26 protein-coding genes are annotated in these 24,613 nt (G+C 73.0%); 12 read left to right on the forward strand and 14 right to left on the reverse strand.

The window, feature by feature from the left end:
• Window positions 1–205 precede the first annotated feature (205 nt).
• Window positions 206–649 carry a hypothetical protein gene (locus AB0398_RS18570; RefSeq protein ID WP_366376439.1) on the forward strand — a complete coding sequence of 148 codons (444 nt, stop codon included), beginning with the start codon at window positions 206–208 and terminating at the stop codon, window positions 647–649.
• Window positions 650–708: 59 nt separating this feature from the next.
• Window positions 709–1,560 carry a formyltetrahydrofolate deformylase gene (gene purU, locus AB0398_RS18575; RefSeq protein ID WP_366376313.1) on the forward strand — a complete coding sequence of 284 codons (852 nt, stop codon included), beginning with the start codon at window positions 709–711 and terminating at the stop codon, window positions 1,558–1,560.
• A gap of 44 nt (window positions 1,561–1,604) precedes the next feature.
• Here the strand turns inward: purU and AB0398_RS18580 are convergent, their stop codons facing one another.
• Window positions 1,605–2,921, reverse strand: a complete 1,317-nt coding sequence (locus AB0398_RS18580) for a maleylpyruvate isomerase N-terminal domain-containing protein (RefSeq protein ID WP_366376315.1) — start codon at window positions 2,919–2,921, stop codon at window positions 1,605–1,607.
• Window positions 2,918–3,499, reverse strand: coding sequence for a sigma-70 family RNA polymerase sigma factor (locus AB0398_RS18585; RefSeq protein ID WP_366376317.1), 582 nt, complete (start codon window positions 3,497–3,499; stop codon window positions 2,918–2,920). Before AB0398_RS18585 ends, AB0398_RS18580 begins: the two co-directional genes overlap by 4 nt.
• 537 nt (window positions 3,500–4,036) lie before the next feature.
• Here AB0398_RS18585 and AB0398_RS18590 point away from each other — a divergent pair.
• On the forward strand, window positions 4,037–4,489 hold the full coding sequence (locus AB0398_RS18590; RefSeq protein ID WP_366376319.1) for an ATP-binding protein: 453 nt from the start codon (window positions 4,037–4,039) through the stop codon (window positions 4,487–4,489).
• 112 nt (window positions 4,490–4,601) lie between these two features.
• Here the strand turns inward: AB0398_RS18590 and AB0398_RS18595 are convergent, their stop codons facing one another.
• Window positions 4,602–5,594, reverse strand: coding sequence for a helix-turn-helix domain-containing protein (locus tag AB0398_RS18595; protein ID WP_366376321.1), 993 nt, complete (start codon window positions 5,592–5,594; stop codon window positions 4,602–4,604).
• A gap of 100 nt (window positions 5,595–5,694) precedes the next feature.
• The gene (locus AB0398_RS18600; protein WP_366376322.1) at window positions 5,695–6,132 is read right to left on the reverse strand and encodes a hypothetical protein; all 438 of its coding nucleotides are present in this window, start codon (window positions 6,130–6,132) and stop codon (window positions 5,695–5,697) included.
• A gap of 68 nt (window positions 6,133–6,200) precedes the next feature.
• Between AB0398_RS18600 and AB0398_RS18605 the strand changes: the two genes are divergently transcribed.
• Both AB0398_RS18605 and AB0398_RS18610 read left to right on the forward strand, forming a co-directional pair.
• On the forward strand, window positions 6,201–6,800 hold the full coding sequence (locus tag AB0398_RS18605; RefSeq protein WP_366376441.1) for a TetR/AcrR family transcriptional regulator: 600 nt from the start codon (window positions 6,201–6,203) through the stop codon (window positions 6,798–6,800).
• A gap of 92 nt (window positions 6,801–6,892) precedes the next feature.
• A complete protein-coding gene (locus tag AB0398_RS18610) occupies window positions 6,893–8,200 on the forward strand; it encodes an MFS transporter (protein ID WP_366376323.1) in 1,308 nt (435 codons plus the stop codon).
• A gap of 6 nt (window positions 8,201–8,206) precedes the next feature.
• On the opposite strand, the gene AB0398_RS18615 is transcribed toward AB0398_RS18610, so the two are convergent.
• The 4 genes from AB0398_RS18615 to AB0398_RS18630 all read right to left on the reverse strand — a co-directional run bounded on the left by AB0398_RS18615 (window position 8,207) and on the right by AB0398_RS18630 (window position 13,113).
• Window positions 8,207–9,388, reverse strand: coding sequence for an NAD(P)/FAD-dependent oxidoreductase (locus tag AB0398_RS18615; protein ID WP_366376325.1), 1,182 nt, complete (start codon window positions 9,386–9,388; stop codon window positions 8,207–8,209).
• A 90-nt stretch (window positions 9,389–9,478) separates the two neighbouring features.
• A complete protein-coding gene (locus AB0398_RS18620; protein WP_366376327.1) occupies window positions 9,479–11,470 on the reverse strand; it encodes a protein kinase in 1,992 nt (663 codons plus the stop codon).
• 531 nt (window positions 11,471–12,001) lie between these two features.
• Window positions 12,002–12,244 (reverse strand): DUF397 domain-containing protein, encoded by a 243-nt coding sequence (locus AB0398_RS18625; RefSeq protein WP_366376443.1) that lies wholly within the window; start codon window positions 12,242–12,244, stop codon window positions 12,002–12,004.
• A gap of 5 nt (window positions 12,245–12,249) precedes the next feature.
• Window positions 12,250–13,113: a helix-turn-helix transcriptional regulator gene (locus AB0398_RS18630; RefSeq protein WP_366376329.1), complete on the reverse strand. Its 864-nt coding sequence runs from the start codon at window positions 13,111–13,113 to the stop codon at window positions 12,250–12,252.
• 90 nt (window positions 13,114–13,203) lie between these two features.
• On the opposite strand from AB0398_RS18630, the gene AB0398_RS18635 reads away from it, so the two are divergent.
• On the forward strand, window positions 13,204–13,617 hold the full coding sequence (locus AB0398_RS18635) for an ATP-binding protein (RefSeq protein WP_366376331.1): 414 nt from the start codon (window positions 13,204–13,206) through the stop codon (window positions 13,615–13,617).
• Here AB0398_RS18635 and AB0398_RS18640 read toward each other — a convergent pair.
• The 3 genes from AB0398_RS18640 to AB0398_RS18650 form a co-directional block, all read right to left on the reverse strand.
• A complete protein-coding gene (locus AB0398_RS18640; protein ID WP_366376333.1) occupies window positions 13,608–15,902 on the reverse strand; it encodes a VCBS repeat-containing protein in 2,295 nt (764 codons plus the stop codon). The genes AB0398_RS18635 and AB0398_RS18640 overlap by 10 nt on opposite strands.
• A gap of 172 nt (window positions 15,903–16,074) precedes the next feature.
• The gene (locus AB0398_RS18645; RefSeq protein WP_366376334.1) at window positions 16,075–16,581 is read right to left on the reverse strand and encodes a DUF664 domain-containing protein; all 507 of its coding nucleotides are present in this window, start codon (window positions 16,579–16,581) and stop codon (window positions 16,075–16,077) included.
• 40 nt (window positions 16,582–16,621) lie between these two features.
• Window positions 16,622–17,020, reverse strand: coding sequence for a DUF1992 domain-containing protein (locus tag AB0398_RS18650; protein ID WP_366376336.1), 399 nt, complete (start codon window positions 17,018–17,020; stop codon window positions 16,622–16,624).
• A gap of 154 nt (window positions 17,021–17,174) precedes the next feature.
• On the opposite strand from AB0398_RS18650, the gene AB0398_RS18655 reads away from it, so the two are divergent.
• Window positions 17,175–18,008, forward strand: a complete 834-nt coding sequence (locus tag AB0398_RS18655) for a M23 family metallopeptidase (RefSeq protein WP_366376338.1) — start codon at window positions 17,175–17,177, stop codon at window positions 18,006–18,008.
• 127 nt (window positions 18,009–18,135) lie between these two features.
• Here the strand turns inward: AB0398_RS18655 and AB0398_RS18660 are convergent, their stop codons facing one another.
• On the reverse strand, window positions 18,136–18,339 hold the full coding sequence (locus tag AB0398_RS18660) for a cold-shock protein (protein ID WP_015035453.1): 204 nt from the start codon (window positions 18,337–18,339) through the stop codon (window positions 18,136–18,138).
• Between the two features lie 260 nt (window positions 18,340–18,599).
• Between AB0398_RS18660 and AB0398_RS18665 the strand changes: the two genes are divergently transcribed.
• From AB0398_RS18665 to AB0398_RS18685, 5 genes are all read left to right on the forward strand, one after another.
• Window positions 18,600–19,469 (forward strand): menaquinone biosynthesis protein, encoded by an 870-nt coding sequence (locus tag AB0398_RS18665; RefSeq protein WP_366376340.1) that lies wholly within the window; start codon window positions 18,600–18,602, stop codon window positions 19,467–19,469.
• A 307-nt stretch (window positions 19,470–19,776) separates the two neighbouring features.
• Window positions 19,777–20,976, forward strand: a complete 1,200-nt coding sequence (mqnC, locus tag AB0398_RS18670) for a cyclic dehypoxanthinyl futalosine synthase (protein ID WP_366376341.1) — start codon at window positions 19,777–19,779, stop codon at window positions 20,974–20,976.
• A 7-nt stretch (window positions 20,977–20,983) separates the two neighbouring features.
• Window positions 20,984–21,583: a hypothetical protein gene (locus tag AB0398_RS18675; protein WP_366376343.1), complete on the forward strand. Its 600-nt coding sequence runs from the start codon at window positions 20,984–20,986 to the stop codon at window positions 21,581–21,583.
• Window positions 21,584–21,692: 109 nt separating this feature from the next.
• Window positions 21,693–22,385, forward strand: coding sequence for a demethylmenaquinone methyltransferase (locus tag AB0398_RS18680; RefSeq protein WP_366376345.1), 693 nt, complete (start codon window positions 21,693–21,695; stop codon window positions 22,383–22,385).
• Between the two features lie 69 nt (window positions 22,386–22,454).
• Window positions 22,455–23,741: a geranylgeranyl reductase family protein gene (locus AB0398_RS18685; RefSeq protein ID WP_366376347.1), complete on the forward strand. Its 1,287-nt coding sequence runs from the start codon at window positions 22,455–22,457 to the stop codon at window positions 23,739–23,741.
• A 63-nt stretch (window positions 23,742–23,804) separates the two neighbouring features.
• On the opposite strand, the gene AB0398_RS18690 is transcribed toward AB0398_RS18685, so the two are convergent.
• Window positions 23,805–24,254 carry a DNA-binding protein gene (locus AB0398_RS18690; protein ID WP_366376349.1) on the reverse strand — a complete coding sequence of 150 codons (450 nt, stop codon included), beginning with the start codon at window positions 24,252–24,254 and terminating at the stop codon, window positions 23,805–23,807.
• The gene (locus AB0398_RS18695) at window positions 24,248–24,490 is read right to left on the reverse strand and encodes a hypothetical protein (protein WP_096624880.1); all 243 of its coding nucleotides are present in this window, start codon (window positions 24,488–24,490) and stop codon (window positions 24,248–24,250) included. The genes AB0398_RS18690 and AB0398_RS18695 overlap by 7 nt, the downstream gene beginning before the upstream one ends.
• Between the last annotated feature and the right edge of the window lie 123 nt (window positions 24,491–24,613).

Consider the following 24,613-nt stretch of genomic DNA (forward strand, 5'->3'; position numbering starts at 1 on the left):
TTTCCTCCCCAGGGGTAACGCGGGAGTGAGCGCGGATCGACGGTGGGTGACGGGAGGGTGAATTACGGGGGTCGGCCGGGGGCGGGTCCGCCCGCCGGACAGGGGAACGTACGATCGAAACGTGTCCAGTCCAGCCATCGACCCCACCACCGGTCCGGGCCCCGGTTCGGGGAACCCTTCCCGTCGCGGCCGTCGCTCCTCCACCATGGGCGGCATGCCGCTCAACGACATGCCGTGGTGGCGCTGGCGCAGCAACGTGCGCTCGGCGCTGCACATGCTCTCCGACCCCGCGTTCCACGAGACGACCTGGCTGGCCGGCCGGGAGGGATACGGCGACGTCACCGACGCCGTCTACCGCCTGGTCGAGGACACCTGGCTCGACAGCTGGTCCGCCGAGAAGTACGTCGGCGCGATCTTCCGGGACTCCGGCGAGGCCGCCCTCGTCGACGTCGCCGTCCTGCGGGTGCTGCGCATCCTGCACCAGGTCGGACCCGACGCGCCCGTCTCCGCCTACCTGGAGCACCAGGGCTGGCCGGAGGCCGTACGGGCCGCCCGCGAGGCCCACGTGCGCCTCGCGCTGGCCGACGGCGAGGACCCCGACACGCCCCCGCGCTCCCTCGACCTGCTCCGTATCATGACGCGGTCCTGAACCGTTCCGCCTGACGGACGGTGCGTCTCGCCCCCGCCCCGGTGTGGCAGGCTGGCGGGATGACCGACCAGTACGTCCTCACCCTCTCGTGCCCCGACAAGCAGGGCATCGTGCACGCCGTGTCGAGCTACCTCTTCATCACGGGGTGCAACATCGAGGACAGCCAGCAGTTCGGGGACCGGGACACCGGGCTCTTCTTCATGCGCGTCCACTTCTCGGCCGAGGCGCCGGTGAACGTGGAGAAGCTGCGGGCCAGCTTCGCGGCGGTCGGCGACGCCTTCGGCATGGAGTGGCGGATCGACCGGGCCGACGAGCGCATGCGGGTCGTCCTCATGGTGTCGAAGTTCGGGCACTGCCTGAACGACCTGCTGTTCCGCTCCCGGATCGGGGCGCTGCCGGTGGAGATCGTGGCCGTGGTCTCCAACCACACGGACTTCGAGGAGCTGGTCGGCTCGTACGGGCTGCCGTTCCGGCACATCCCCGTCACCAAGGACAACAAGGCGGAGGCGGAGGGCGAGCTGCTCGACCTCGTGCGCGAGGAGGACGTCGAGCTGGTCGTCCTCGCCCGCTACATGCAGGTCCTCTCCGACGACCTCTGCAAGCAGCTCTCCGGCCGGATCATCAACATCCACCACTCCTTCCTGCCGAGCTTCAAGGGCGCCAAGCCGTACCACCAGGCGCACACCCGGGGCGTGAAGCTGATCGGCGCGACCGCGCACTACGTGACGGCCGACCTCGACGAGGGGCCGATCATCGAGCAGGAGGTCGAGCGGGTCGGCCACGAGGTGACCCCGGACCAGCTCGTCGCCATCGGCCGCGACGTGGAGTGCCAGGCGCTCGCCCGCGCGGTCAAGTGGCACGCGGAGCACCGCATCCTGCTGAACGGCAGCCGCACGGTCGTCTTCGCGTGAAACATCCCCGGCCCTGATTCGCCGGACACGCCCCGGGGCCCGTTCTACAGCCGGCTGAGGGAGGCCGCCGCGCCCAGGACGTCGCGGATCGCCTCGCGGTCGCCGTCCTGGCCCGCCGCCGCTTCCTCCGGGGAGACGCGGCCCGCCACGAGCTGGCAGAACTCGACGCCCTCCATGGCGACCTGGGCCACCGCCTGGTCCGGGTCGCCGATCGCGGCCGGGGAGTCCAGGGCGATGTACCAGTGGCCGCCGCCCGCGCCCTCGACCTCCAGGTGCAGCGAGCGGCCCGGCGCGCCCGCCGCGACCAGGTGCCGGGCGGGCGAGGCGAGACCGGTGCGGCGACGGCCGGCCAGGGCCGCCGGGAGCAGCCGCGTCGCCAGGCCGATCATCTCGTGCAGATGGGCGCCGCAGGGCGGGTCGTACGGGTACGCCACCGCGTTCGCGATGTCGTCCGCGTGCAGCCAGCACTCGAAGGCCCGCTCCAGGAGCGAGTCCCGCAGCGGCAGCGCGAAGTCCTTGTAGGTGACCGTGAGGTCGGCCACCCCGCGCCCGGCGAAGGAGACCGTGCGGATCAGGGTGTGGCTCTGGTCCCGCCAGGGCTCCCGCAGCCCCCGGCCCGGCGGCCGCCCCAGGCCCGACCAGAACGCCTCGGTCCGCTCGGACGGCGACAGCTCGGGCGTGCCGGCGCCCAGCGGGTCGTCGAGCCCGAGGGCACCGGCCACCAGGCCGTCCACGGCGAAGAGGTGGCCGATGACCCCGGCGACGGTCGCCTTGCGGCGCACCGGCCGGTCCTCCTCGTACCACTTGAGCCGTACCGGCGCGTGCCACTCGGAGTCGCCGATGTCCCGCAGCAGCGCGTCGAGCCGGGCGGTCTCCGCGTCGTACGGCGTAACCCAGTCGGGGACCGGGATGCGGGCGGGGCGGCGGCCCAGACAGTTCTCCAGGACCCGGGAGCGCAGCAGCGGATCGAGGTCCAGGTCGCGGTCCCGGTGGAGCAGGGCGACGGCGTCGCGCAGCCGCAGGGCCTCGTCGGCGCACGGGCCGCACTCGGTGAGGTGCGCCTCGACGGCCGCGGTCTCCCCGGCGGAGCACGCGGAGAGCGCCCAGGCCCCGAGCAGGGACTTGAGCACTCCGTGGCCGAGGACGGGCACGTCCGGCTCCGGCTCCTCCACCGGTCCTTCCACCGATCCGTCCCCCTCCGGCTCCTCCACCGGTCCACCCCCCTCCGGTTCGTCCGGTTGCCGCGGTTCCTCCGGTCCCGGCCGCGCCGTCAGGTCCGCGTGGTCGTCCGCGGACCGGTGGGGGCCCGGTATCCGGGGAGTGCGCGCGACGCCGTCCGCGTCGTCGTCCGCCCCGGTCACAGGGCCCGTCCGTAGCCGGGCGGGGAGGTCCCTTCGAGCGGCCGGGTGTTCGCCGTGGAGAGGAGCTGGAGGCCGAGCCGGAGGCGCCGGCGCGCCTCGTCCTCGGTGACCCCGAGGTCGGCGGCGGTCTGGCGGTAGTCCCGCCGCTGGAAGTGGGCGAGTTCGAGCGCGGCCCGCAGCGGCGCGGGCATCGACGTCACGATGTAGTCGGCGCGGGCCGCGATCGAGGCCCGGCGCACCTTCTGCTCCAGTTCCTCGGCGGAACCGATCCCCGTCTCCGCGTACGCCGTCGCCTCCGCGAGCCGCAGCCGGTGCACGGCCTGCCGCTGGGCGAGCCCGGCCACCCACGCGCGCATGTTCCCCTGACGGGGGTCGTACGCGTCGGGGTTCTCCCAGATGTAGCCGAAGACCTCGCGGGTGACCTGGTCGGCCGCCGCGTCGTCGTCGAGGACCCGGTGCGCGAGGCTGTGCACCAGCGAGGCGAACCGGTCGTACAGCTCGCCGAGGGCCGCGGCCTCCCCGCGCGCCAGCCGCTGCTGCATCCTGCGGTCCCAGCGCGGTGGTGTGTCCTTCGCCATCCGACCCTCCGCCCGTGCCGACCCTCCGGTTCCCCTCCAAAGTAATGCGCCGTGCCGACGGCGCACCCCCGTTTGCCGCAAGTGCGCCCTTGACGGAGGCCCGGGTGATAAGGGAGGCGCCGCTCTCCGGCCCGCGGTCCGGCGGTCTCACCGCGTGACGGAACGTCGATACCGGGTCGTGTCCCGCGGCGGGGCCGTCACGGCCCGGAGTCGGCCTCCGGCTCCGGTACTCTGCGTGGGATGCGAGCGCACGTTGACCCGGATCGTCCCGGTGTCGCCCCTGCGGTGACTCCGCGCCCCGGAATGCGCCCCGCTCGCGCCCCCTGGAGGCGCCCCGCGCCCTCCTGTTCGACTCCCCGCAGCGTGCGTCGCACAGTATGGACCATGCGTACTCCTTCGCGCTGGAATATGCCCGAAGCGCTTGTTGCGGTGACTGTACGTCAACCATGCTGTCTCGCAAGGGAATCACGTTCCGTAAGGGCGTCGATGGCTGTGGGGCGCGAGGCGATGTGTCCGCCGGTTCGGATGGTGTGAACGGTGCAGGTGCTTCAGGTTCAGTTGGAGGTCGGGCCGGACCCGGCGGAGGTGGGGCGAGCCCGGAGGTGGGCCCGGTCGCGGCTCGCCGGCTCGGGCATAAGGGAGGACGAACCGCTGGCCGAGACGCTGGTGCTGATCATCTCCGAGCTCGTGACCAACGCCGTGGTGCACACGGGCTGCCCGGCCGTGCTGCGGATGCTGTTCGCGGCGGAGGGCGGGGTACGGGTGGAGGTGGCCGACGCGAGCGACCGCCCGCCGAAGCCCCGGCACGCGCACGGCGACGACACCAACGGGCGCGGCCTGGAGCTGGTGGACGGCCTCGCGGACCGGTGGGGCTGGCAGCCCGAGGGTCGCGGCAAGAGCATCTGGTGCGAGGTGGACCGGATCCCGGTCGAGCCCGCGCCCGCGGTGACGCCGACGGGTGTGGTCTCGCCGGGGCGCGTGCCCGCCTGACGGCGGGAGGCCGTGGGGCCCCGGGGGCCGGTGCCGTCCGTCCGGACGCCCTTCCCTCCGGGCCTTCGGGGCGCGGGTGTCCTCTCCCTCCGGACCTTCGGGGCGCGGGCGTTCAGCCCCCCGACACGGCCTCCGCGCCCGTGACGCGGAACGTGCGCCGGTAGGAGGTGGGGGTCACCCCGATCGCGCTCATCAGGTGCGTCCGCAGCGACTGGGCCGTGCCGAAGCCGGCGTCCCGCGCGACCCGGTCGACGGGCAGGTCGGTGGACTCCAGGAGGTGCCGGGCGCGTTCGACGCGCTGCTGGGTGAGCCACTGGCCGGGGCTGACGCCGACCTCGTCGCGGAACCGGCGGGTGAACGTCCGTACGCTCATCGCCTCCTGCTCCGCCAGGTCCCGCAGCTGGATCGGCTCGTGGAGGCGGGCCAGCGCCCAGGCGCGGGCCGCGGTCGTGGTGTGCGTCCCGGCCTGCGGCAGGGGCCGCGCGACGTACTGCGCCTGGCCGCCGTCCCGGTGCGGCGGCACGACCGTCCTGCGGGCCACCTCGTTGGCGACGCCCGTCCCGTGGTCGCGGCGCACCAGGTGCAGGCACAGGTCGATCCCGGCGGCCACGCCCGCCGAGGTCAGCACGTCGCCGTCGTCGACGAAGAGGACGTCCGCGTCGACCCGCACCTTCGGGAAGAGGCGCTGGAAGTGCTCGGCGGAGGTCCAGTGCGTGGTGGCCGGGCGCCCGTCGAGGAAGCCCGCGGCGGCGAGCACGTACCCGCCGGTGCAGATGGAGACCAGCCGGGTGCCGGGCCGGATGTGCGCGAGGGCGGCGGCCAGTTCGGCGGGCAGCCTGCCCTCCTCGTAGACCGGTCCGAGCTCGTACGAGGCGGGCACCACGACCGTGTCGGCGGTGGCGAGGGCCTCCGGGCCGTGCTCCACCTGGACGGCGAAGTCGGCGTCGGTGCGGACCGGGCCCGCGGCCGTCGCGCAGGTGACGATCTCGTACAGGCGCCGCCCCTCGGAGTCCCGGGCGCCGCCGAAGATGCGGTGCGGGATGCCCAGTTCGAAGGGGAGGATGCCGGGCAGGGCGAGGACGGCGACGCGGTGCGGCGACGGCACGGGCGGTGCTCCCTCCGAGAGCGGCGGCGGTGCGGACCGGTGGTGGTCCGGACCGTTTTCCGGTGGCTGTCCTGAAACCGTAACCTCCGCGTACGCCCGGTCAGGACGCCGCCGAGGGCGTGAGGCGCGCGGGGGCGGCGCTCGCCAGGAGCGCGGTGAACAGGAGGGGCGCGACCGCCTGGTAGCCGATCCAGACCTCGCTCCCGGCGGTGCCGCCCCGCGCCGCCACCAGGACGCCGACGAGGGTCGCGAGGGCCCAGCCGGTGTCGTAGCCGATCATCAGGCGGACGTACGCGCGGGCCGGGCGCACGCGCGCGTACGCGAGTTCCGCCGCGCCGCCGGCGAGGAGCGCCGCGCCGGAGACGACGAGCAGCCAGAGCGGCACGCCGAGCGGCCGGGAGAGCGGGGCGGCGCCGAGGGCGAAGGCGGCGCCGAGCAGCACCTTGAAGCCGCCGTCGGCGACGATGCCGACGGCGGTGGCTCCGGTGGCGGGGGCTCCGGCGGCAGTGGCTCCGGTGGTGTCGGCGTGGCGGTCCATGGGCGTTCCTCCTCGTACGGGCGTCCTCTTTCTCGTAACTCGATTACTGTAATAATGAAGTTATGCGAATGACGAGGGCCGAGACGAAGGAACGCAACCGGCGGGCCCTGCTGGACGCGGCGTTCCACGTGGTCTCCCGGGACGGGCACCGTGCCGCGCTGGCCGAGATCACCGAGCGGGCCGGACTGACCACCGGCGCCGTCTACTCGCTCTTCGGCAGCAAGAACGGCCTGGTCGTCGCCCTGGTGACCGACCATCTGGCGCCGCACTACGAGGAGATCGAACGGGCCGTGCCCGCCGGCGCGGACCTGCTCGGAGCGGTCGACGCGCTCGCCCGCCGGCAGCGGCGCGACTGCGACGCCCCCGGAGCCCGCGCCGCCGTCGCGCTCCAGGTCACCCTGCTCGACATGGCCCTGCGCGACCCGGAGCTGGGCGAGCGGCTCGCCGCGTCCGTCCGGGCGGGGGAGGAGCACCTGATCGCGCTGCTCTCCGGGCGGGCCCACCGGGGCGGCACGGTCGGACCGGAGCGGGCGCGGCGCCTCGCGGTCGCGCTCCGGGCCCTGTTCGCCGGCCTCGGCCAGGGCGTCGTCCTCGGCCTCGCGGCGGACGCGGACGAGGAGCACTGGGCGGAGGCGGCGCGGGCGCTGGCGGACGGCGCGCACGACTGAGCCGTCCTTCCGGCAGGGGATGGCCCGATCCGTTGGAAAGCTGTCGTCCGGGCCAATGGCAGGGGGCGGGAGCGGCCGGGATGCTCGGTGGCATGGCTCAGACAACCGAGACCCCCGCCCGCACACCCGACGGCGGACCGGTCCGCACCCCCCGCTTCCACCGCGCCTGGTCCGTCGCGGCGGTCACCTTCGTCACGATCATCGGAGCCGCGGCCTTCGCCTCCCTGCCCGGCCTCCTGATCGAGCCGCTCCACGGCGAACTGCACTGGTCGCGCGGCACGATCGGGTTCGCGGTCTCGGTGAACCTCGCCCTCTACGGCCTGACCGCCCCCTTCGCCGCCGCGCTCATGGACCGCTTCGGCATCCGCCGGGTCGTCGCCGTCGCCCTCGCCGTCATCGCGCTCGGCTCGCTCCTCACGGTGTGGATGACCGCCGCCTGGCAGCTCGTCCTCTACTGGGGGATCCTCGTCGGCCTCGGCAGCGGCTCCATGGCCCTCGCCTTCGCCGCGACCGTCACCAACCGCTGGTTCGTCGCCCGCCGGGGCCTGGTGACCGGCGTCCTCACCGCCGCCGGGGCCTCGGGCCAGCTCATCTTCCTGCCGCTGCTCTCCTGGCTGGTCGAGCGCCACGGCTGGCGGCCCGCCGCCGTGACCGTGGCCCTCGCCGCGCTCGCCGTCGTCCCGTTCGTCTGGCTGCTGCTCCGCGACCACCCGGCGGACGTCCGGCTCGCCCCGTACGGCGGGGAGTACGTGGAGAAGCCGGCGCCCGTCACGGGCGCCGCCCGCCGGGCCGTCACCGTCCTGTTCAAGGCGGCCCGCACCGGCCCCTTCTGGCTGCTCGCCGGGTCCTTCGCGATCTGCGGCGCCTCCACCAACGGCCTGATCCGCACCCACTTCGTGCCGGCCGCCCACGACCACGGCATGCCGATCACGGCGGCGGCCGGACTGCTCGCCGTCATCGGGGTCTTCGACGTGGTCGGCACGGTGGCCTCCGGCTGGTTCACCGACCGCTTCTCCGCCCGCCGCCTGCTGGCGGTCTACTACGCGCTGCGCGGGATCTCGCTCTGCTTCCTGCCGATCCTGCTCGCGCCGTCCGTGCACCCGCCGATGCTGTTCTTCATCGTCTTCTACGGACTGGACTGGGTGGCCACCGTCCCGCCCACGATGGCCCTGTGCCGCGAGCACTTCGGCGCGGACTCGGCGATCGTCTTCGGCTGGGTCCTGGCCTCCCACCAGGTCGGCGCGGCTGTCGTCGCCTTCGCGGGCGGCCTGGCCCGCGACGTCTTCGGCACCTACGACGTCGTCTGGTACGCCTCGGGCGCGCTGTGCGCGGCGGCGGCCCTGATGGCCCTGGTCATCAGCCGGCCCCGGACGGAGTCGGGGCTTCCGGCGGGAGGGTGAGCGTCTTCATGCCGCCTTCGCCTTCGCCTTCGCCGACCGGCGCGCGATCGCGCGGGCGATCTTCTCCGCATCGATCGCCAGCTCCCGGAACATGCCGCTGATCGGGTTCGTGAAGCCCGTGAAGTACAGGCCCGGGGCGCCGGGGGAGCAGCGGGGGCCGTGGACGACCGGGCGGCCCCGGGCGTCGAGGACGCCCAGGTCGCCCACCAGGGGTTCCAGGGCGCGGCGGTAGCCGGTCGCGGCGATGACGGCGTCCGGGGTGATCCGGGTGCCGTCCGCGAGGAGCACCTCGTCACCCTCGAAGCCCTCGACGGCCGCGACGACCTCGACCTTCCCGGACCGCACGGCGTCGACCAGGCCCACGTCCTGCACCGGGATCGCGCCCTGCCGCTGCCGGGTGGCGAGGCCGGTGTCGGGCCGGGGCAGTCCGTACGCCGTGAGGTCGGGCGCGGCGACGCGGGCCATCACGGCCCCCAGCCGGTCGACCACCGGCACCGGCAGCCGCCGGATCAGGATGCCGGTGCGCTGGGCCGGCCACCCGGCCGTCGTGCGCCGCACGATGTGCGGGACCGTCCGCACCGCGAGCCGCACCCGCTTCGCGCCGCCCCCGGCGAGGTCGGCCGCGATCTCGGCGCCGGTGTTCCCGACGCCCACGACCAGGACGTCCTTGCCCGCGTACGGCTCCGGGGCGCGGTACGCGCGCGCGTGGCTCACCTCGCCCCCGTACGCGTCCAGACCGGGCCACTCGGGCAGGTTCGGGGTGTGGTTGAAGCCGGTGGCCACGACCACCGCGCTGCCGACGAGCCGGCGCCCGCCGGTCGCGTGCAGGACCCACTCCGCGCCGGACCGCTCGATGCCGAAGACCTCGACGCCGGTCACGACCTCCAGCTCGTGCTTCTCCGAGTACTTCTCCAGGTAGCGCACCACGTCGGCGCGGGCGACCCAGCGGCCGAACGAGCGGGGCATCCTCAGGCCCGGGAGCCCGGAGAGCCGCCGGGTGGTGTGCAGCCGCAGCCGGTCGTAGTGGGCGCGCCAGGAGGCGCCGACGGCGTCGGACTTCTCCAGGACGACCGCCCGGACGCCCCGCCCGCGCAGGGCGGCGGCGACCGCGAGCCCGCCGGGGCCGCCGCCGACGACGTACACCGGAGGGGCGGGGTGGGCGGGGGGCTCGTGCGGGGTGGTGACCATGAGAACCGAGCGTAATGACGTGTACACGTAGTGGGTCTCGACCGGGCGGGGTTTCGGTTGCGAATCGGTATACACGCGCCCGCGTGCGAGCTACAACGCCCTGACGTTCCGCCACACCTGGCTGCCCTGGGCCCCGCCGCAGGTGTAGGTCAGCGCCATCGACCCGGCCGTCAGGCACATCCCGTCGCCCGTGTTCCTGATGGTCCGCCCCGAGGACGTGGAGGAGAGGACCTTCCATGACTGGGCGGAGGAGCCGTCGCAGGGGTTGGTGGTGAGCCCCATGCCGCCCGTGGGCTGGAGGCAGCGCCCGCTCGTCCGGTTGACCAGACGGAACGTGCCGTTCGCCCCGGACCGGTAGGTCCAGGAGTACCAGTAGGGGGTGCCATTGGGGTTCTTGGAGCCGCAGGCGGCGGCCGTGATGACGTGGCCGAACCCCGAGTTGTACTCCGCCAGGCAGTTCCCGCTGCTCCCGTTCTCCAGGGAGTACGTCCCCGAGGGCGTCGAACCGCCGCTGCCGCCACCGGTCGACGGGGGAGGGGCGGGCTTCTGGGTCGTCGGCTTCGGGGCCGGGGGCCGGGTCGTCCTCGTGCCGCCGGAGGGCGTGGTGGGAGCCGTCCCCCCGCCGCCAGACCCCGAGCCGCCCGAACCGCCCGACCCCGACCCCGAGCCGCCCGGCAGGACACCTCCGCCACCATCACCCGGCGGCGGCGGAACCGCCCCCGGCGGCTGCTGCCCGGACGGAGCCCCGGACGGCACCCCCGACGGCGCTCCCGACGACGGCTTCGGCGCCGAAGGAGCGGCGGAGGACCCGGCCGACGGCCCGACCGGTGACGGGACCGCCGCCGGCTGCGAGGCCACGGTGGACGGAGGCGCGGAGTCCTGCGGGGCCGCGCCGAGCCGCCCGACCTCGTACGGCCCGAGGGCGACGGTCAGGGTGGTGCCGGTCGCGACGACGACGGGCACGGCGAGCATGACGAAACGGTTGCGCCGCCGCTCCGGCTTCCCGGGCCCGGCGGCGGCGGTCACGGCGAGCACGTCCGGCGAGGCCGTCGCGGGCTCCTTCCCGGCCTGCGGGGTGAGCGAGGCCGTCGGCACGTCCCGGGCGGGATCGGCCGCCTCCAGCTCCGCGAGCTGCTCGGCCGTGGGCGCCCCGGCGGCGAAGGCCGCCCGCTCCCCGATCCGCGCGGCGACGGCGTCCGGCCAGACGGCCCCCGCCGCCCGCTCCTCGGTGAGTTCCACCAGCTCGGCGGCGGTCGGCCGGTCCGCCGGGTCCTTGGAGAAACACTTCTGTACGAGCTCCGCGAGTGCGGGGTCGGCCTCGGCCAGGCCCCCGAAGTCGGGCTCGCCGTGGACCACCCGGTAGAGCAGGTCGGGGCCGGAACCGTCACCGAACGGAGGCCGCCCGTTCGCCGCGTACAGCAGGAGGCTGCCGAGCGCGAAGACGTCGGCCGCGCCGGTCAGGACCCGTTCCGCGACGGCCTGTTCGGGCGCCATGTAGGCGGGGGTGCCGATGACCATGCCGGTCCTGGTCAGCCGGCTCTGGTCGGCGGCGCGGGCGACGCCGAAGTCGATGAGGGAGAGCCCGTCCCCGGTCAGCATCACGTTGGACGGCTTGAGGTCGCGGTGCACCATGTCGGCGCCGTGCACGACCCGCAGGCCCGTCGCCGCGCCCCGCAGCAGCCGCCACAGGGCCCCGCCGGACAGCGGGCCGCCGTTGAGCCGGATGGCCTCGTTGAGGGTGACGCCGGGGATGAACTCGGTCGCGAACCACGGCGGCTTCGAGGTGCGGTCGCTCGCGAGCAGCTTGGTGTTGGCGCCGCCGGGCAGCCGGGCCAGGTTGTCCAGCTCGTGCCCGAAGTGGCTCAGGAAGTCCGCGTCCTCCGCGAGGATCGGCAGCACCCGCTTCACGGCGGCGAACTTCCCCGGCACGGCGCCGAGGTAGACCCGCCCCATGCCGCCGGACCCGAGCACGCCGAGCAGCCTGAACGCCCCGATCCTTCGGGGATCCTCGGCGTCCAGCGGCATCGCTCCGCTGCCGCTCAGACCGCCCGCACTGGAATTGTTGTTCGGTTCCCCCTGCATGCGCGCCACGATAACCGAGCGGTTCGCCGACCGGGTGTCCTCCAACTGCTCATTGATGCAAGGCTGTTGAAGAAACGATGGAGAGGCGATGAAAGCACCTGGCGACGACCGCGTCAGGCCCGCGCGGAAGGGTGCTCGGCGGCGATCAGAAAGGCGGCGGCGGCCCGGGGGTCTTCACCGGGATGCCGACCGCCGTGACGTTCGGTTGCGCGGGTGCCCCGGACAGGTGGTGCGCGAGCGGGGAGAAGACCAGGCGTCCACGGCGTCGACCCGGACCGGAGCGTGGTGCACGGCCAGGTGGGCGGCGTGACAGGCGGCTCCGGCCCCGAGGTCGGCCGACGTCGTTCCACCGAGATCGCGGTGACCGGTTCGGGAAAAGGTGCCGGCGACCGCCCGTCATGAGACGGACCCCGCTCCGAGGAGGAGCTAGGCGGACGCGGTCGCCGGTGGGTTCCCCGAGCTTGTCAGCACCCGGGGACGGCAGGAGCGTAACCGGGATCAGGAGCCCGGGGCACGTGAATTACGCCTGGGTCAGGCGTCCACGGCGGAGGCCACGCCCACGAACGCGGCCCAGGCGGCGGGGGCCACGGCGAGCTGGGGGCCGTGCGGGACCTTGGAGTCACGGACGTGGACGGTGGTGGGGTGGGTGGCGACCTCGACGCAGTTGCCGCCTTCGGAGCTGCTGTAGCTGGACTTGCGCCAGTCATAGGCGACCTCGACGCAGTTGCCGCCCTCGGGACCGCTGTAGCTGCTCTTGAACCAGGCCAGTTCCATGGTGTTCACCGTTCTCCCAGCAGTTTCTCGATCCAGTCCAGGGACTCGCGCGGGGTGAGTGCCTGCGCCCGGATGATCCCATAGCGCTCGGTGTACGCGCGCACCTCTTCCGGGTCGGTGATCAGCCGGGAGTGCCCGTAGATCTCGGTGTACGCGACCTCCCGCCGCCCCTTCGCGGTGAGCAGGGTGAAGGCGCCTTCCAGATAGGGGTGTTCGTCCTTGTCCTGCGGCATGATCTGGAGCTCGATCGTGCGCCGCCTGGCCACTTCGAGGATGCGCAGCAACTGCTCGCGGTGTACTTCCGGGCCGCCGAACGGCCGGAGGAGGACGGCAGCCTCCAGGACGAAGCTGATCGTCGGGGCGGGCCACTGGTCGAGCAGTACCTGCCGCGAGATCCGGTCCGCCACCCGCTTCTCGATCGTGTCCTCGTCCAGCATGGGACGGCGGTGCTCGAACAGCGACCGCGCGTACGCGGGCGTCTGTAGGACACCGGGCACCGCCTGGACCTCGTAGTAGTGCAGCGCGACCGCCTTCGCCTCCTCGTGGGCGAAGTCCCGGAACCAGTCAGGGTGTCGTACCCGCGCTTTCGCCAGCGCCTCCCGTACGTCGTCCGCCGTCGCGGCAAGCGCCCCGCCCGCCTTCACCAGCGGATCCACCCGCACCAGGAAATCCGGCTGCGGAGTCCGTACGCCCCGTTCCACCGACGAGATCAGGTCCTCGCTGCAATGCGCCAGGTCGGACAGCTCCGCCTGGCTCAGGCCCGCGTTGCGGCGCAGGACCTTCAGGATCTTGCCCAGCGCCTGGAAAAGGTGCGCCGTACCGTCCACCTCGGAGGGCCGTTCCGGCCTCTCCTCCTCGTTTCCCGACATCCGTACCGCCCTCTTGGCGTGCCCGTACCGTTACGCAGCGTCGTCGCGTCGCTGCTGGTCAGCGTAGGGGCGGGGGCCCACGCTCGGGGCATGAAGTCAGAAACCACCACCCCGACCGGTGAGTTCGTGCTCCGTCTCTCCGCGACGCGCCGGGGCGCGCGCCTGGCGCGTCTGCTGGGCGCGCAGCAGCTCCGGGACTGGGGCGTGACCGGCCCGGCGACCGAGGCCGCCGAGCTGGTCCTCGCCGAGCTGGCCAACAACGCGGCCCTCCACGGGCGGGTGCCCGGGAGGGACTTCGAGGTGCGGATGGAGCGGGGCGACGACCACGTACGGATCGAGCTGTCCGACGCGCGCGGCGAGCGGCGGCCGTTACCGTCCGCGACGCCCGACGAGGGCGGCTACGGGCTGCTGCTCGTCGCCGCCCTCGCCACGGCGTGGGGCGTGAAGGAGCGGGAGGTCGGCAAGACGGTCTGGGCGACCGTCCCGCTGACCCCTCAGAGGTAGAGGTTGCGGGCGGGATCGTTTCCGGTCGTCGAATACACCGAGACCGTCGACGCCGGCCGGAACGGTCGCTTCCAGTCCCCGGTCCCCTTGTAGAGGACGACATTCGCGGGGTTGCCGTCGGTGCGCGAGGCGTACAGGTCGGGCCGTCCGTCGCGGTCGGCGTCCCCGATGCCGACCAGGTGGCCGTACGTGTTCCAGCCGCCGCCGATCCGCGCGCGGGGCGCGAACGTGCCGTCGCCCTTGCCGAGGTACAGCCAGAGGACGCCGTCCTTGTCGCGGGCGACGAGGTCCCCGGCGGTTCCGCCGCCGATGTTCCCGGTGGCGGTGAGCTGGTTGTAGGCGCCCCAGCCGCCGCCGATCCTCTTGCGGGCGCCGAAGGGGGCGCTCGTGTCGCCGGTGGCCGGGTGGAGCCACAGGACGCCCGTGCGGTCGGCGGCCACGAGGTCGGGGCGGCCGTCGCCGGTCAGGTCGGAGCCGCCGGTGAACGTGTCGTACGTCCCCCAGCCGCCGCCGATCCACGTCCGCCCGCCGAGCGGGGCCCTGCCGTCGCCCGTGCCCCGGTACAGCCACAGGGCGCCCGAGCGGTCCCGGGCCACCACGTCGGACACCGCCGAGCCGCCGAGGTTCCCGGCCGCCTCGATCCGGTCGTAGACCTGCCAGCCGCCCCCGACGAGCAGGCCCGGGTTCTGGTCGAGCTGGTCCGCGTACGGCGAGAAGAGCGTGTCGCCGATCCACAGGCGGCCCGCCGCGTCCCGGGACAGCACGTCCGGGGAGCCGTCGGCGTCGTAGTCGTGGAGACCGGGCCTGCGGGTCACCGTGAACGAGCCGGAGGACCGCAGTTCGGGCCCGATGCCGTTGAGCGGCTTCGCCGTGATCTCCCAGGTGTACGGGCCGTCCGACGCGCCCGTCCACAGGTCGCGGGTCCCGTTCCAGGCGAGCCGGCCCTCCCAGGTGTAAGGCGCCGCGTGCGGGTCGTACTCGGGCACGTTGAGCGGCAGGACGTCGTCCGACAGGGTCTCGCCCGTCCGGGTGTTGCGGATCTTGACCCGCATCTCGACCTCGGACCGGCTGAGCCGCCAGACCATGGTGAACCGGCCGCCGGTCCTGTCGAGGTCGACGACCTTAGGGACGTCGTGCCCGAGCAGCGTGACCTTGGTCGAGAGGCCGGAGGAGGCGACCCGGGTGACGGCCGGGACGCCGCCCGTGCCGGGGACGATCCGGTACAGGCCCTCGCCGCCGTCGATCGTGCCGCCCTGCACGACCAGCGCGCCGTCGGGGGCCACGGCCGAGAGCGTCATGTCGTCCATGAGCTTCCGGGTCGTGCCGTTCCCCAGGTGGCGCGCGGTCACGGCGTACGCCGGGGACGGGTTGCGCTCCTCGTAGCCGCGGCTCCGCGCGTACGTCAGCCAGTCGCCGGCCAGGCCGACGGAGTCGACGCCGGCGGGCAGGGCGATCCGCCGGGTGCCGGTGGCGGGGCCCCGCTCGGTGACGACCGCCGTGGCCGCGCCCCCGGCGCCGGACTCCAGCCAGGCGACGTGCCCGCCCGACAGGGCGATCGAGGGCTGCCGGTCCGGAGCGCCCGGGAGGGGCGCGGTCTTCGTGAGCGCGGCGGTGGCGAGGTCCACGGTGGCCCAGTGCAGCCGCGCACCCGCGCCCGTACCGGTGAGGTACGTGAGCAGGGCGGTGTCGGACGTGCCCTGCCGGACCACCGGGTCCCTCGCGTCCTTCGGCAGGCCGGTCACGGTCCGGTCCGCGAGCACGCCCCCGTCGCCCCGGGAGAGCAGGTGCACGTCGTGTCCGCCCGAGGTGTGGGGCACCTTGACGAACGCGGTCCGGCCGACGGCCCCGACGTAGCGGCCGTCGCGGCCGGCGACTCCGGACGAGAAGGACAGGACGTCCTGGTCGGTCGTCATGTCCCGGAGCGTGACGTACTCGTTCGGTGTCACGCGCACGGCCACGTCGGAGGCGTGCGCGACGGTGACCAGGTCGTCGCCCGGCCACGGCTCCTGCCTCCTGCCGTCGGAGTACCGCGTCCAGACGGCGTGGTGGCCCCGGTCGTCCAGGGTCCAGGTCATGAACCCGGTGGTGCCGGCTCCGACGAGATCCGCCCGGCCGACCGGGTAGGGCACGACCGCCGGGGCGGTGGCCGTGGCCGGGGCGGCGGAAGGAGCCGCGGCCGGCGCGCCGACCGCCGCGGCCGGGGCCGTCAGGCCGGTGCCGGTGGCGGCGAGCACGGCGACGACGGCCGCGGCGAGACGCCGCCGGGGCGTACGCGTGTGGATCAAAGGGGTCCCTCTCCCGGAAGGCGTGGTGCGGCGGTGGTCCGCCGTCGCGGAGGGGACCCATGGGGAGGGCGAATGGTTGTGCGTCGGTGCGGCCTTCCCGCGAGGCCGGGGCGAACCCGGTCGTCCCGCCCGTGTACGGGTTCGCCGCCGGGCGGGACTTTCGACACACGCCCTAGCCCCGCTCCACCACGCCCCGCACGTACGCCGCCTGCCCCGCGTGCTGGAGGTCGTCCGAGATCACCGACACCAGCCGCACGCCGAGGGTGACCGGCGGGTCCCAGGCGGCGTCCACGACCCGGTCCAGATCCGCGTCCGTCACCGCCCCGACCAGCTCCGCCGTCCGGTCGTGCACGGCGTCGTGGTAGCCGAGGAGGAGGTCGGAGGGGGCCCGGACCTGCCCCGTCTGCGCGCTCGTCTGGCCGTACCCGGTGGCCTTCTCGGGGAAGGGAAGTCCGAAGCGGTCCGCCCAGCCCTCGCTGGTCCACAGCTGCTCCATGCCGAAGGCGCCCGCCAGGTGGTCGTCCTGGATGCGGGTGAGGTGCCAGACGAGCCAGGCGATCGAGTTCGCCTCCGGATCGACCCGGGCGGTCAACTCGTCCTCCGTGAGGCCCTCCACGGCCCCGTGGACGGCCTCGCGCACCCGGCCGAACGCGTCGACCAGCAGAGCGGCGCTGTTCATGCGGACTCCTTCCGTAGGGCCTTACGGGCGGTGCCGAGGGTCAGGAACGGCCCGCCCGCCACCGTTCCACCATCGCCTCCACGTCGAACGGCCGCAGGTTCAGCGGCGGCCCGGCCGGCGGGCGCAGCAGGGCCTCGGCGATCTTCGTGTTGATCTCGCCGAGGATCCGGCGGACCTGGCTCTCCGAGACGGCCCCGGCCACCGCCGCCTCCGCGTCCTCGGCCTCCTTGCGCAGGGCGAGCGCCGGCGGCAGCACGGACGCGCCCTCGCGGTGCATCTTGCCCTTGATCCACCACAGCTCGTCGTACGGCGCCGAGTCGTCGGGGAGGGGCTTCCCGAAGCCCGGCAGGCTCCGGAACTCGCCCCGTTCCGCCGCCTCGCGGATCTGCTTGTCCACGAACGACTCGAAGCTCACTCCCGGCGGCTTGCGTTCGGTCATGTGTCCAGACTACGTAACCGGCCCCGTCCGGGTGTGGCCCACGCGGTCTACTGCGACACGCGATCTTCCGGCACGCTGAGGTCCGTTCAACGCGCGTCGACCCTTGTCCCACCACGCTCCACCACGTCCCGCCACCCCACGTACCGGAGGACGCATGCGTGCACGGATCACCCCTCTCGGCACCCTGCTCGCGCTCGTCGCGGGCCTGCTCACCGCACTCGCCACCGCGACCCCCGCCCAAGCCGCGCCGCTCTTCAAGGCGCCCTTCGCCTGCGGCCAGAAGTGGACCTACAGCCACCACTCGGCCGAGGTCCGCCAGGCGCTCGACTTCGTCCGCTCCGACGGCGGCGGCACCGCCGGCGCCCCGGTCCTCGCCTCGGCGTCCGGCACCGCCTACCGCTACTCCCAGCCGTCCGGCGCCGGGAACTACATCGTGATCGAGCACGGCGGCGGCTGGAAGACGTACTACTTCCACCTCAACGCCTACTCGGTCGCCCACGGCGCCGCCGTCTCCCAGGGCCAGCAGATCGGCACCACCGGCTCCACCGGCAACAGCTCCGGCGCCCACATCCACTACGAGCAGCTCTACAACGGCGTCGGACAGCCCATCGTGATCAACGGCGCCTCCCTCGCGCCCTACCCCGGCTCCTACGGCTCCAGGCACCTGACCAGCGACAACGGCTGCTCCGGCGGGGGCGGGAAGTACTGGGTCGACACCTTCGCCAACGCCGTCGGCTACGCCCAGGCCAACACGGGCAACGCCCAGGGCGTGCTGAACGCCGGCACGAACTACGTCTACTGCAAGGTCTGGGGCCAGGAGATCCGCGACGCCTCCGGCAACTACAACCACTGGTGGCTGCGGACCGACCTCGACACCGTGTACGCGGGGAAGAACGGGCGGAACGCCCACGTCTCCGCCTACTACCTGTCCCGCTGGGGCAACGACGAGGCCCGCGACAACAACGGGGCCGTGATCCCCACCTGCTGATCCGCCCGGCGGGCCCGGAGACCCGGCGGGCCCCGGAAAAGGGCAGGAGCCCCGCTCGTGCCGCGAGGCACGGAGCGGGGCTCCTTGGGTACTGCTCTAGTCGTGCGCGATCGCCGACCCGGGCAACTTAGGCCGGGGAGACGTTCTCCGCCTGCGGGCCCTTCGGGCCCTGCGTGACGTCGAAGGTCACGAGCTGGTTCTCCTCGAGCGAACGGAAGCCGTTCGCGTTGATCGCGGAGTAGTGGACGAAGACATCCGGGCCGCCGCCGTCCTGGGCGATGAAGCCGAAGCCCTTTTCAGCGTTGAACCACTTGACGGTTCCGGTAGCCATAAGCCCTCCTTGGGCCAAAGGGTTGCCCTGCTCCAGAACCTGCAAACAAGTCTGAAAACTACAAAAGCCTGCGGGTCACATGCTCCGCAGGCTCTGTACTGCAAGGGAAACCAAACTGCAACTTGCGTTGAGCGTAGCACGCAGAACGCTCGGGAGGGTAGAGGGAAAGATCACGTCACCCGAGTGTTTGAACGCCTCTTCCGTGCTGACGCGCGTGCCCCGACGATGCCCGGTCCGTGAGACGGGTCTAGCCTCACGATGTGGACAAAGCAACCGACGACCAGCGCAGCCGGCCCCGCGTCGGGCACATCCAGTTCCTGAACTGCCTCCCCCTCTACTGGGGCCTGGCGCGCACGGGGACGCTCCTGGACCTGGAGCTCACCAAGGACACCCCGGAGAAGCTCAGCGAGCGGCTCGTCCGGGGCGACCTGGACATCGGCCCCGTCACCCTCGTCGAGTTCCTCCGCAACGCGGACGGCCTGGTGGCCCTCCCCGACATCGCCGTCGGCTGCGACGGACCCGTGATGTCCTGCGTGATCGTGTCCCAGCGGCCCCTGGAGGAGCTCGACGGCGCCCGCGTGGCGCTCGGCTCCACCTCCCGCACCTCCGTGCGCCTCGCCCAGCTCCTCCTGGCCGAGCGTTACGGGGTGTCGCCCGACTACTACACCTGCCCGCCGGACCTCGGCCTGATGATGCAGGAGGCCGAGGCGGCCGTCCTCATCGGCGACGCCGCGCTCCGGGCCTCGCTGCACGACGCGCCCCGGCTCGGCCTCCAGGTCCACGACCTGGGCCTGATGTGGAAGGAGTGGACGGGCCTGCCGTTCGTCTTCGCCGTGTGGGCGGTGCGGAAGGACTACCTGGCGCGCGAGCCGGAGACCGTCCACGAGGTCCACCAGGCGTTCCTGGCCTCCCGTGACCTCTCCCTGGAGGAGGTCACCAAGGTGGCCGAGCAGGCGGCCCGCTGGGAGGCCTTCGACGCCGAACTCCTGGAGCGGTACTTCCGCACCCTCGACTTCCGATTCGGCCCCGAACAACTGGCGGGAGCCCGTGAGTTCGCCCGCCGCACCGGCCCCTCGACCGGTTTTCCGGCGGACGTCGAGGTGGAACTCCTCCGGCCTCCGCGCGGCTGACCGCGCGGCCCTCCGAGCGGGCACCCGGATATTCACACCGATGTAATTCCCGTCGTGCCCCGGACCCATTCCGGAGACGCGCGCGAACGGCCGGACGGAATGCGGACGCCCCGACGGACGCCCCGAAGCCGCCCGAAAGGGGATAAGGGTTTCCCGCCCGTTCATTCCGCCGTCCGTCATTCCGCCGTCCGCCTCCCGGGCCGGCGGCTTCCCGGCGACTCCCCGGCCGCTCCCCGCCGGAGGCGCCCCGGGCCCCTGGCGTACGCTGGTTCGGTCTGTCAGTACCCCTCCGAAAGGGACGAACCCGGTGACCGAGAAGGCCGAACTGCAGTCCGTTCTGGACCGCGCCGCCGCGGGCGGCCGGATCACCCCCGAGGAGGCGCTCGACCTCTACCGCTCGGCGCCCCTGCACGCCCTCGGCGCCGCCGCCGACGCCGTGCGCCGCCGCCGGTACGCGGGGACCGAGCACATCGCGACGTACATCATCGAGCGGAACATCAACTACACGAACGTCTGCGTGACGGCGTGCCGGTTCTGCGCGTTCTACGCCGCCCCGAAGGACACCAAGAAGGGCTGGACCCGGGACCTCGACGACATCCTGCGCCGCTGCGCGGAGACCGTGGAGCTCGGCGGCACCCAGATCATGTTCCAGGGCGGCCACCACCCGGACTACGGCGTCGAGTACTACGAGAAGCACTTCGCCGCGATCAAGGCCGAGTTCCCGCAGCTCGTCATCCACTCCCTCGGCGCCTCCGAGATCGAGCACATGGCCCGCATCTCCGGCGTCTCCGTGGAGGAGGCGATCGGCCGCATCCACACCGCCGGACTCGACTCCTTCGCCGGCGCGGGCGCCGAGCTGCTGCCCGAGCGCCCCCGCAAGGCCATCGCGCCCCTGAAGGAGTCCGGCGAGCGCTGGCTGGAGATCATGGAGATCGCCCACGGCCTCGGCGTGGAGTCCACCTCCACCATGCTCATGGGCACCGGCGAGACCAACGCCGAGCGCATCGAGCACCTGCGCATGATCCGCGACACGCAGGACCGGACCGGCGGCTTCCGGGCCTTCATCCCGTACACGTACCAGCCCGAGAACAACCACCTCAAGGGCCGCACGCAGGCCACGCTCTTCGAGTACCTGCGCATGATCGCGATCGCCCGGCTGTTCCTGGACAACGTCGCCCACATCCAGGGCTCCTGGCTGACCACGGGCAAGGAGGTCGGCCAGCTCTCCCTGCACTACGGCGCCGACGACCTCGGCTCGATCATGCTGGAGGAGAACGTCGTCTCCTCCGCCGGCGCCAGGCACCGCTCCAACCGCCTGGAGATCATCGACCTGATCCGCAAGGCGGGCCGGGTCCCGGCGCAGCGCTCCACCACGTACGAGCACCTGGTCGTCCACGACGACCCGGCGAACGACCCGGTCGACGAGCGCGTCGTCTCCCACATCTCGTCCATCGCGATCGAGGGCGGCACGGCCCACCCGGAACTGAAGCTCCTCGACGCGAACTGATCACGCCGTGCTGACGATCCACGTCGCCGAGGCGACCCCCGAGAGCGCCGTTCTGGTCGACGGCGCCCTCGTCGCCGCCGTCGGCCCCTACGAGGACCTGGCCGCCGTCCGCCCCGGGGCACGGGTGCGGCGGTGGCCCGGCATCCTCACCCCGGGCCTGCTCAACCCGTACGCCCCCGAGCTGCTCGAAGGCATGTACCACCCGGACCCCCGGGAGGCCGAGGGGTTCGGCACCGAGCCGATCACGGGGGAGCGGGCGCAGCGGATCTTCCGGGCCGATCCCGCGCGCCGCGGCGCCTCCGCGCGCCGGGGCGTGCAGCGGCTCCTGGCCCACGGGACGGTCGCGGTCGCGGGCGAGCTGCGCGGCCGGGCCGCCGCGGACGCGGTGCGCCGGGCCGGCCTCGCCGTCGGCCGCCGCCCGGAGCGGCTGCCCGGCCCGCCGTCGTTCTCCCCGGTCCCGCTGGTGCTGCTGCCCGCGCCGGTCCCGGGCGGCCCCGCCCGCTTCGCCGTCTTCGACGTGCCCGACCGGGCCTCCCTGGTCCGCCTGGGCGCGTCGACCTGCGTCGCCACCGTCCTCGGCGGGCGCCTGGTCCACCGGGCCCGCTGAACGCCCGGCGCGCCCGGCGCCGTCGAGCGCGCCCTGCCGACCGGGGCGCGCGGGGCCCTGAGACAATGGGACCGCCCGCCCGTCTCCGATTCTGCGAGGCCGAACTCCCGTGACCCGCGCCACCCTGGACAAGCAGCCGCACGAAGTCGCGTCGATGTTCGACGACGTGGCGGCCAACTACGACCTCACCAACGACGTGCTCTCGCTCGGCCAGGACCGCCGCTGGCGCAAGGAGGTCGCGAAGGCGGTCGACGCCCGCCCCGCGCAGAAGATCCTCGACCTCGCCGCCGGCACGGCCACCTCCTCGCAGCCCTTCGCGCGGGCGGGCGCGTACGTCGTCCCGTGCGACTTCTCCCTCGGGATGCTGCGGGTCGGCAAGAAGAACCACCCGTGGATGCCGTTCACGGCCGGCGACGGCACGAAGCTGCCCTTCCGCGACGACGTGTTCGACGCCGTCACGATCTCCTTCGGGCTGCGGAACATCCAGGACACCGAGCAGGCGCTGCGCGAGCTGTACCGGGTGACGAAGCCCGGCGGCCGGGTCGTCATCTGCGAGTTCTCGCACCCGACCTGGGCGCCGCTGCGCACGGTGTACGAGGAGTACCTGATGCGCGCGCTGCCGCCGGTGGCCCGTGCCGTCTCCTCCAACCCCGACGCGTACGTGTACCTGGCCGAGTCCATCCAGTCCTGGCCGGACCAGCCGGCCCTGGCGGGCCTGCTCCAGAAGGCCGGCTGGTCGAAGGTGGCCTGGCGGAACCTGTCGGGCGGCATCGTCGCCCTGCACCGGGGCTTCAAGCCGTAACCCCGCCGCCCTTCCGCCCCGCCCCTAGACTTTCCCCGTCCTTCCCTCGACCCCTTAGGGAGATCCGTCGTGACCGAGCAGCCCCTCTCCGAGCACAGCGCAGATGTGATCGTCGTCGGAGCGGGCCCGGCCGGCTCGACCACCGCCTACTACCTGGCGAAGGCGGGCCTGGACGTCCTCCTCCTGGAGAAGACCGCGTTCCCGCGCGAGAAGGTCTGCGGCGACGGCCTCACCCCCCGCGCCACCAAGCAGCTCGTGGCCATGGGCATCGACATCTCCGAAGAGGCCGGCTGGCTGCGCAACAAGGGCCTGCGGATCATCGGCGGCGGCGTCCGCCTGGAGCTGGACTGGCCGGAGCTCGCCTCGTACCCGGACTACGGACTCGTCCGCAAGCGCGACGACTTCGACGAGCAGCTCGCCCGGCAGGCGCAGAAGGCCGGCGCCCGCCTGTACGAGCGCTGCAACGTCGGCGCCCCGATCATCGACGACCGCACGGGCCGGATCACCGGCGTCCACGCCAAGCTGGGCGAGGAGAAGCGCGAGGTCACCTTCCACGCCCCGCTGGTCGTCGCCGCCGACGGCAACTCCAGCCGCATCTCCCTCGCCATGGGCCTGCACCGGCGCGACGACCGGCCGATGGGCGTCGCGGTCCGCACGTACTTCACCACCCCGCGGCACGAGGACGACTACCTGGAGTCCTGGCTGGAGCTGTGGGACCGGCGCGGCCCGCAGGACCGGCTGCTGCCCGGCTACGGCTGGATCTTCGGCATGGGCGACGGCACCTCGAACGTCGGCCTCGGCATCCTCGACTCCTCCTCCGCGTTCAAGGAGCTGGACTGGCGCGAGGTGCTCAAGGCCTGGTGCGCCTCGATGCCGGAGGACTGGGGCTTCACCCCGGAGAACATGACGACCACCATCCGGGGCGCCGCCCTGCCGATGGCGTTCAACCGGCAGCCGCACTACACCAAGGGCCTGCTGCTCGTCGGCGACGCGGGCGGCCTGGTCAACCCGTTCAACGGCGAGGGCATCGCGTACGCCATGGAGTCGGGCCAGATCGCGGCCGACGTCATCGTCCAGGCGCACGCCCGCGCGACCCCGGCCCAGCGCGAACTGGCCCTGCGGAACTACCCGCAGGTCCTCAAGGACACCTACGGCGGCTACTACACGCTCGGCCGCGCCTTCGTGAAGCTCATCGGCAACCCGAAGATCATGAAGATCGCGACCCAGCGCGGCCTGACCCACCCGCTCCTGATGAAGTTCACCCTGAAGATGCTGGCGAACCTGACCGACCCGACGGGCGGCGACGCGATGGACCGCATCATCAACGGCCTGTCGAAGGTGGCGCCGAAGGCCTGATCATTCAAGCCCTGGCCGCTCGGTGGAGAGCTGAGCGGCCAGGCTCTCGGCAGCACTCGGCCTTCAGACGTTGACGATCTTCACTTTCGGTGAGCCTGGAAGTTCCTCGGCAGCCTTGCACAGCGCTGGGATGTGCGACGTGTCGGAAGTCACGAGGAGCACCGGGGGAGTGCAGAGTGCGGCCGTGGCGACCACGAGTGCGTCCACGAGGCATTCGTGCCCGTCAAGGCCCGTGGTGTCCAGCAACTTTGCTGCGGCTTCCGTCACCGCGTCGTCGACCGGTTTCACATCGAACCGCGAAAGCAGGAACTGGAGTCGCTTGGCGGCTTCTCCCGTCCGGCGCACCTCCAGGGGCGTGAGTGCGGACAGCGCCACACGTCGGCCGCTCTGCTGAGCGACCTCGATGCGCGCGCGCATCCCCTCGTCACCGTCGACGTGCAGTGAAAGCCCTTGTGCGTCGAGGACGAGTGTGCCCTCGCTCTTCGCCTTGATCTTGAGGCGCTTGCTTACCACTCCTGTTCCGCCTGCCGCCGCGCTTCGGCGGAGACGGGGCCGAACGCCTTGCGGTCGGCGGTCACGACCTCGCGGAGCTTCTGCGCGGCGAGCCACTCCTCCAGCGCTTCGGCCACGACGGAGGAGAACCCGCTCTTGCCCGTGCGCTCCTCGACTTCCTTGATCAAGGACTGGGCGAGCGACACGGATCTCTTGCCGGCCCGCTCGACGGCCTGGGGTGCCACGTGACTGCTCATACCTGAAACGTACCACCGGCGGTAGGAAATTTCTCGTCCGATGGTTACCTCAGCGGAACCAAGGTGGCCCGAAGGCCTGACGGGCCCCGCGCACGGCGAAGGGCCGTCACTCCCCCGAGGAGT

The sequence above is a fragment of the Streptomyces sp. NPDC086147 genome (assembly GCF_040702165.1).
In the GTDB taxonomy this organism is placed as follows: Bacteria; Actinomycetota; Actinomycetes; order Streptomycetales; family Streptomycetaceae; genus Streptomyces.

Excerpts from the sequence above, each read along its gene's own strand:
- AB0398_RS18570 (WP_366376439.1), top strand. The coding sequence starts at position 206 with ATGGGCGGCATGCCGCTCAACGACATGCCGTGGTGGCGCTGGCGCAGC.
- purU (WP_366376313.1), top strand. The coding sequence starts at position 709 with ATGACCGACCAGTACGTCCTCACCCTCTCGTGCCCCGACAAGCAGGGC.
- AB0398_RS18585 (WP_366376317.1), bottom strand. The coding sequence starts at position 3,499 with ATGGCGAAGGACACACCACCGCGCTGGGACCGCAGGATGCAGCAGCGG.
- AB0398_RS18600 (WP_366376322.1), bottom strand. The coding sequence starts at position 6,132 with ATGGACCGCCACGCCGACACCACCGGAGCCACTGCCGCCGGAGCCCCC.
- AB0398_RS18605 (WP_366376441.1), top strand. The coding sequence starts at position 6,201 with ATGACGAGGGCCGAGACGAAGGAACGCAACCGGCGGGCCCTGCTGGAC.
- AB0398_RS18610 (WP_366376323.1), top strand. The coding sequence starts at position 6,893 with ATGGCTCAGACAACCGAGACCCCCGCCCGCACACCCGACGGCGGACCG.
- AB0398_RS18615 (WP_366376325.1), bottom strand. The coding sequence starts at position 9,388 with ATGGTCACCACCCCGCACGAGCCCCCCGCCCACCCCGCCCCTCCGGTG.
- AB0398_RS18620 (WP_366376327.1), bottom strand. The coding sequence starts at position 11,470 with ATGCAGGGGGAACCGAACAACAATTCCAGTGCGGGCGGTCTGAGCGGC.
- AB0398_RS18625 (WP_366376443.1), bottom strand. The coding sequence starts at position 12,244 with ATGGAACTGGCCTGGTTCAAGAGCAGCTACAGCGGTCCCGAGGGCGGC.
- AB0398_RS18630 (WP_366376329.1), bottom strand. The coding sequence starts at position 13,113 with ATGTCGGGAAACGAGGAGGAGAGGCCGGAACGGCCCTCCGAGGTGGAC.
- AB0398_RS18635 (WP_366376331.1), top strand. The coding sequence starts at position 13,204 with ATGAAGTCAGAAACCACCACCCCGACCGGTGAGTTCGTGCTCCGTCTC.
- AB0398_RS18645 (WP_366376334.1), bottom strand. The coding sequence starts at position 16,581 with ATGAACAGCGCCGCTCTGCTGGTCGACGCGTTCGGCCGGGTGCGCGAG.
- AB0398_RS18650 (WP_366376336.1), bottom strand. The coding sequence starts at position 17,020 with ATGACCGAACGCAAGCCGCCGGGAGTGAGCTTCGAGTCGTTCGTGGAC.
- AB0398_RS18655 (WP_366376338.1), top strand. The coding sequence starts at position 17,175 with ATGCGTGCACGGATCACCCCTCTCGGCACCCTGCTCGCGCTCGTCGCG.
- AB0398_RS18660 (WP_015035453.1), bottom strand. The coding sequence starts at position 18,339 with ATGGCTACCGGAACCGTCAAGTGGTTCAACGCTGAAAAGGGCTTCGGC.
- AB0398_RS18695 (WP_096624880.1), bottom strand. The coding sequence starts at position 24,490 with ATGAGCAGTCACGTGGCACCCCAGGCCGTCGAGCGGGCCGGCAAGAGA.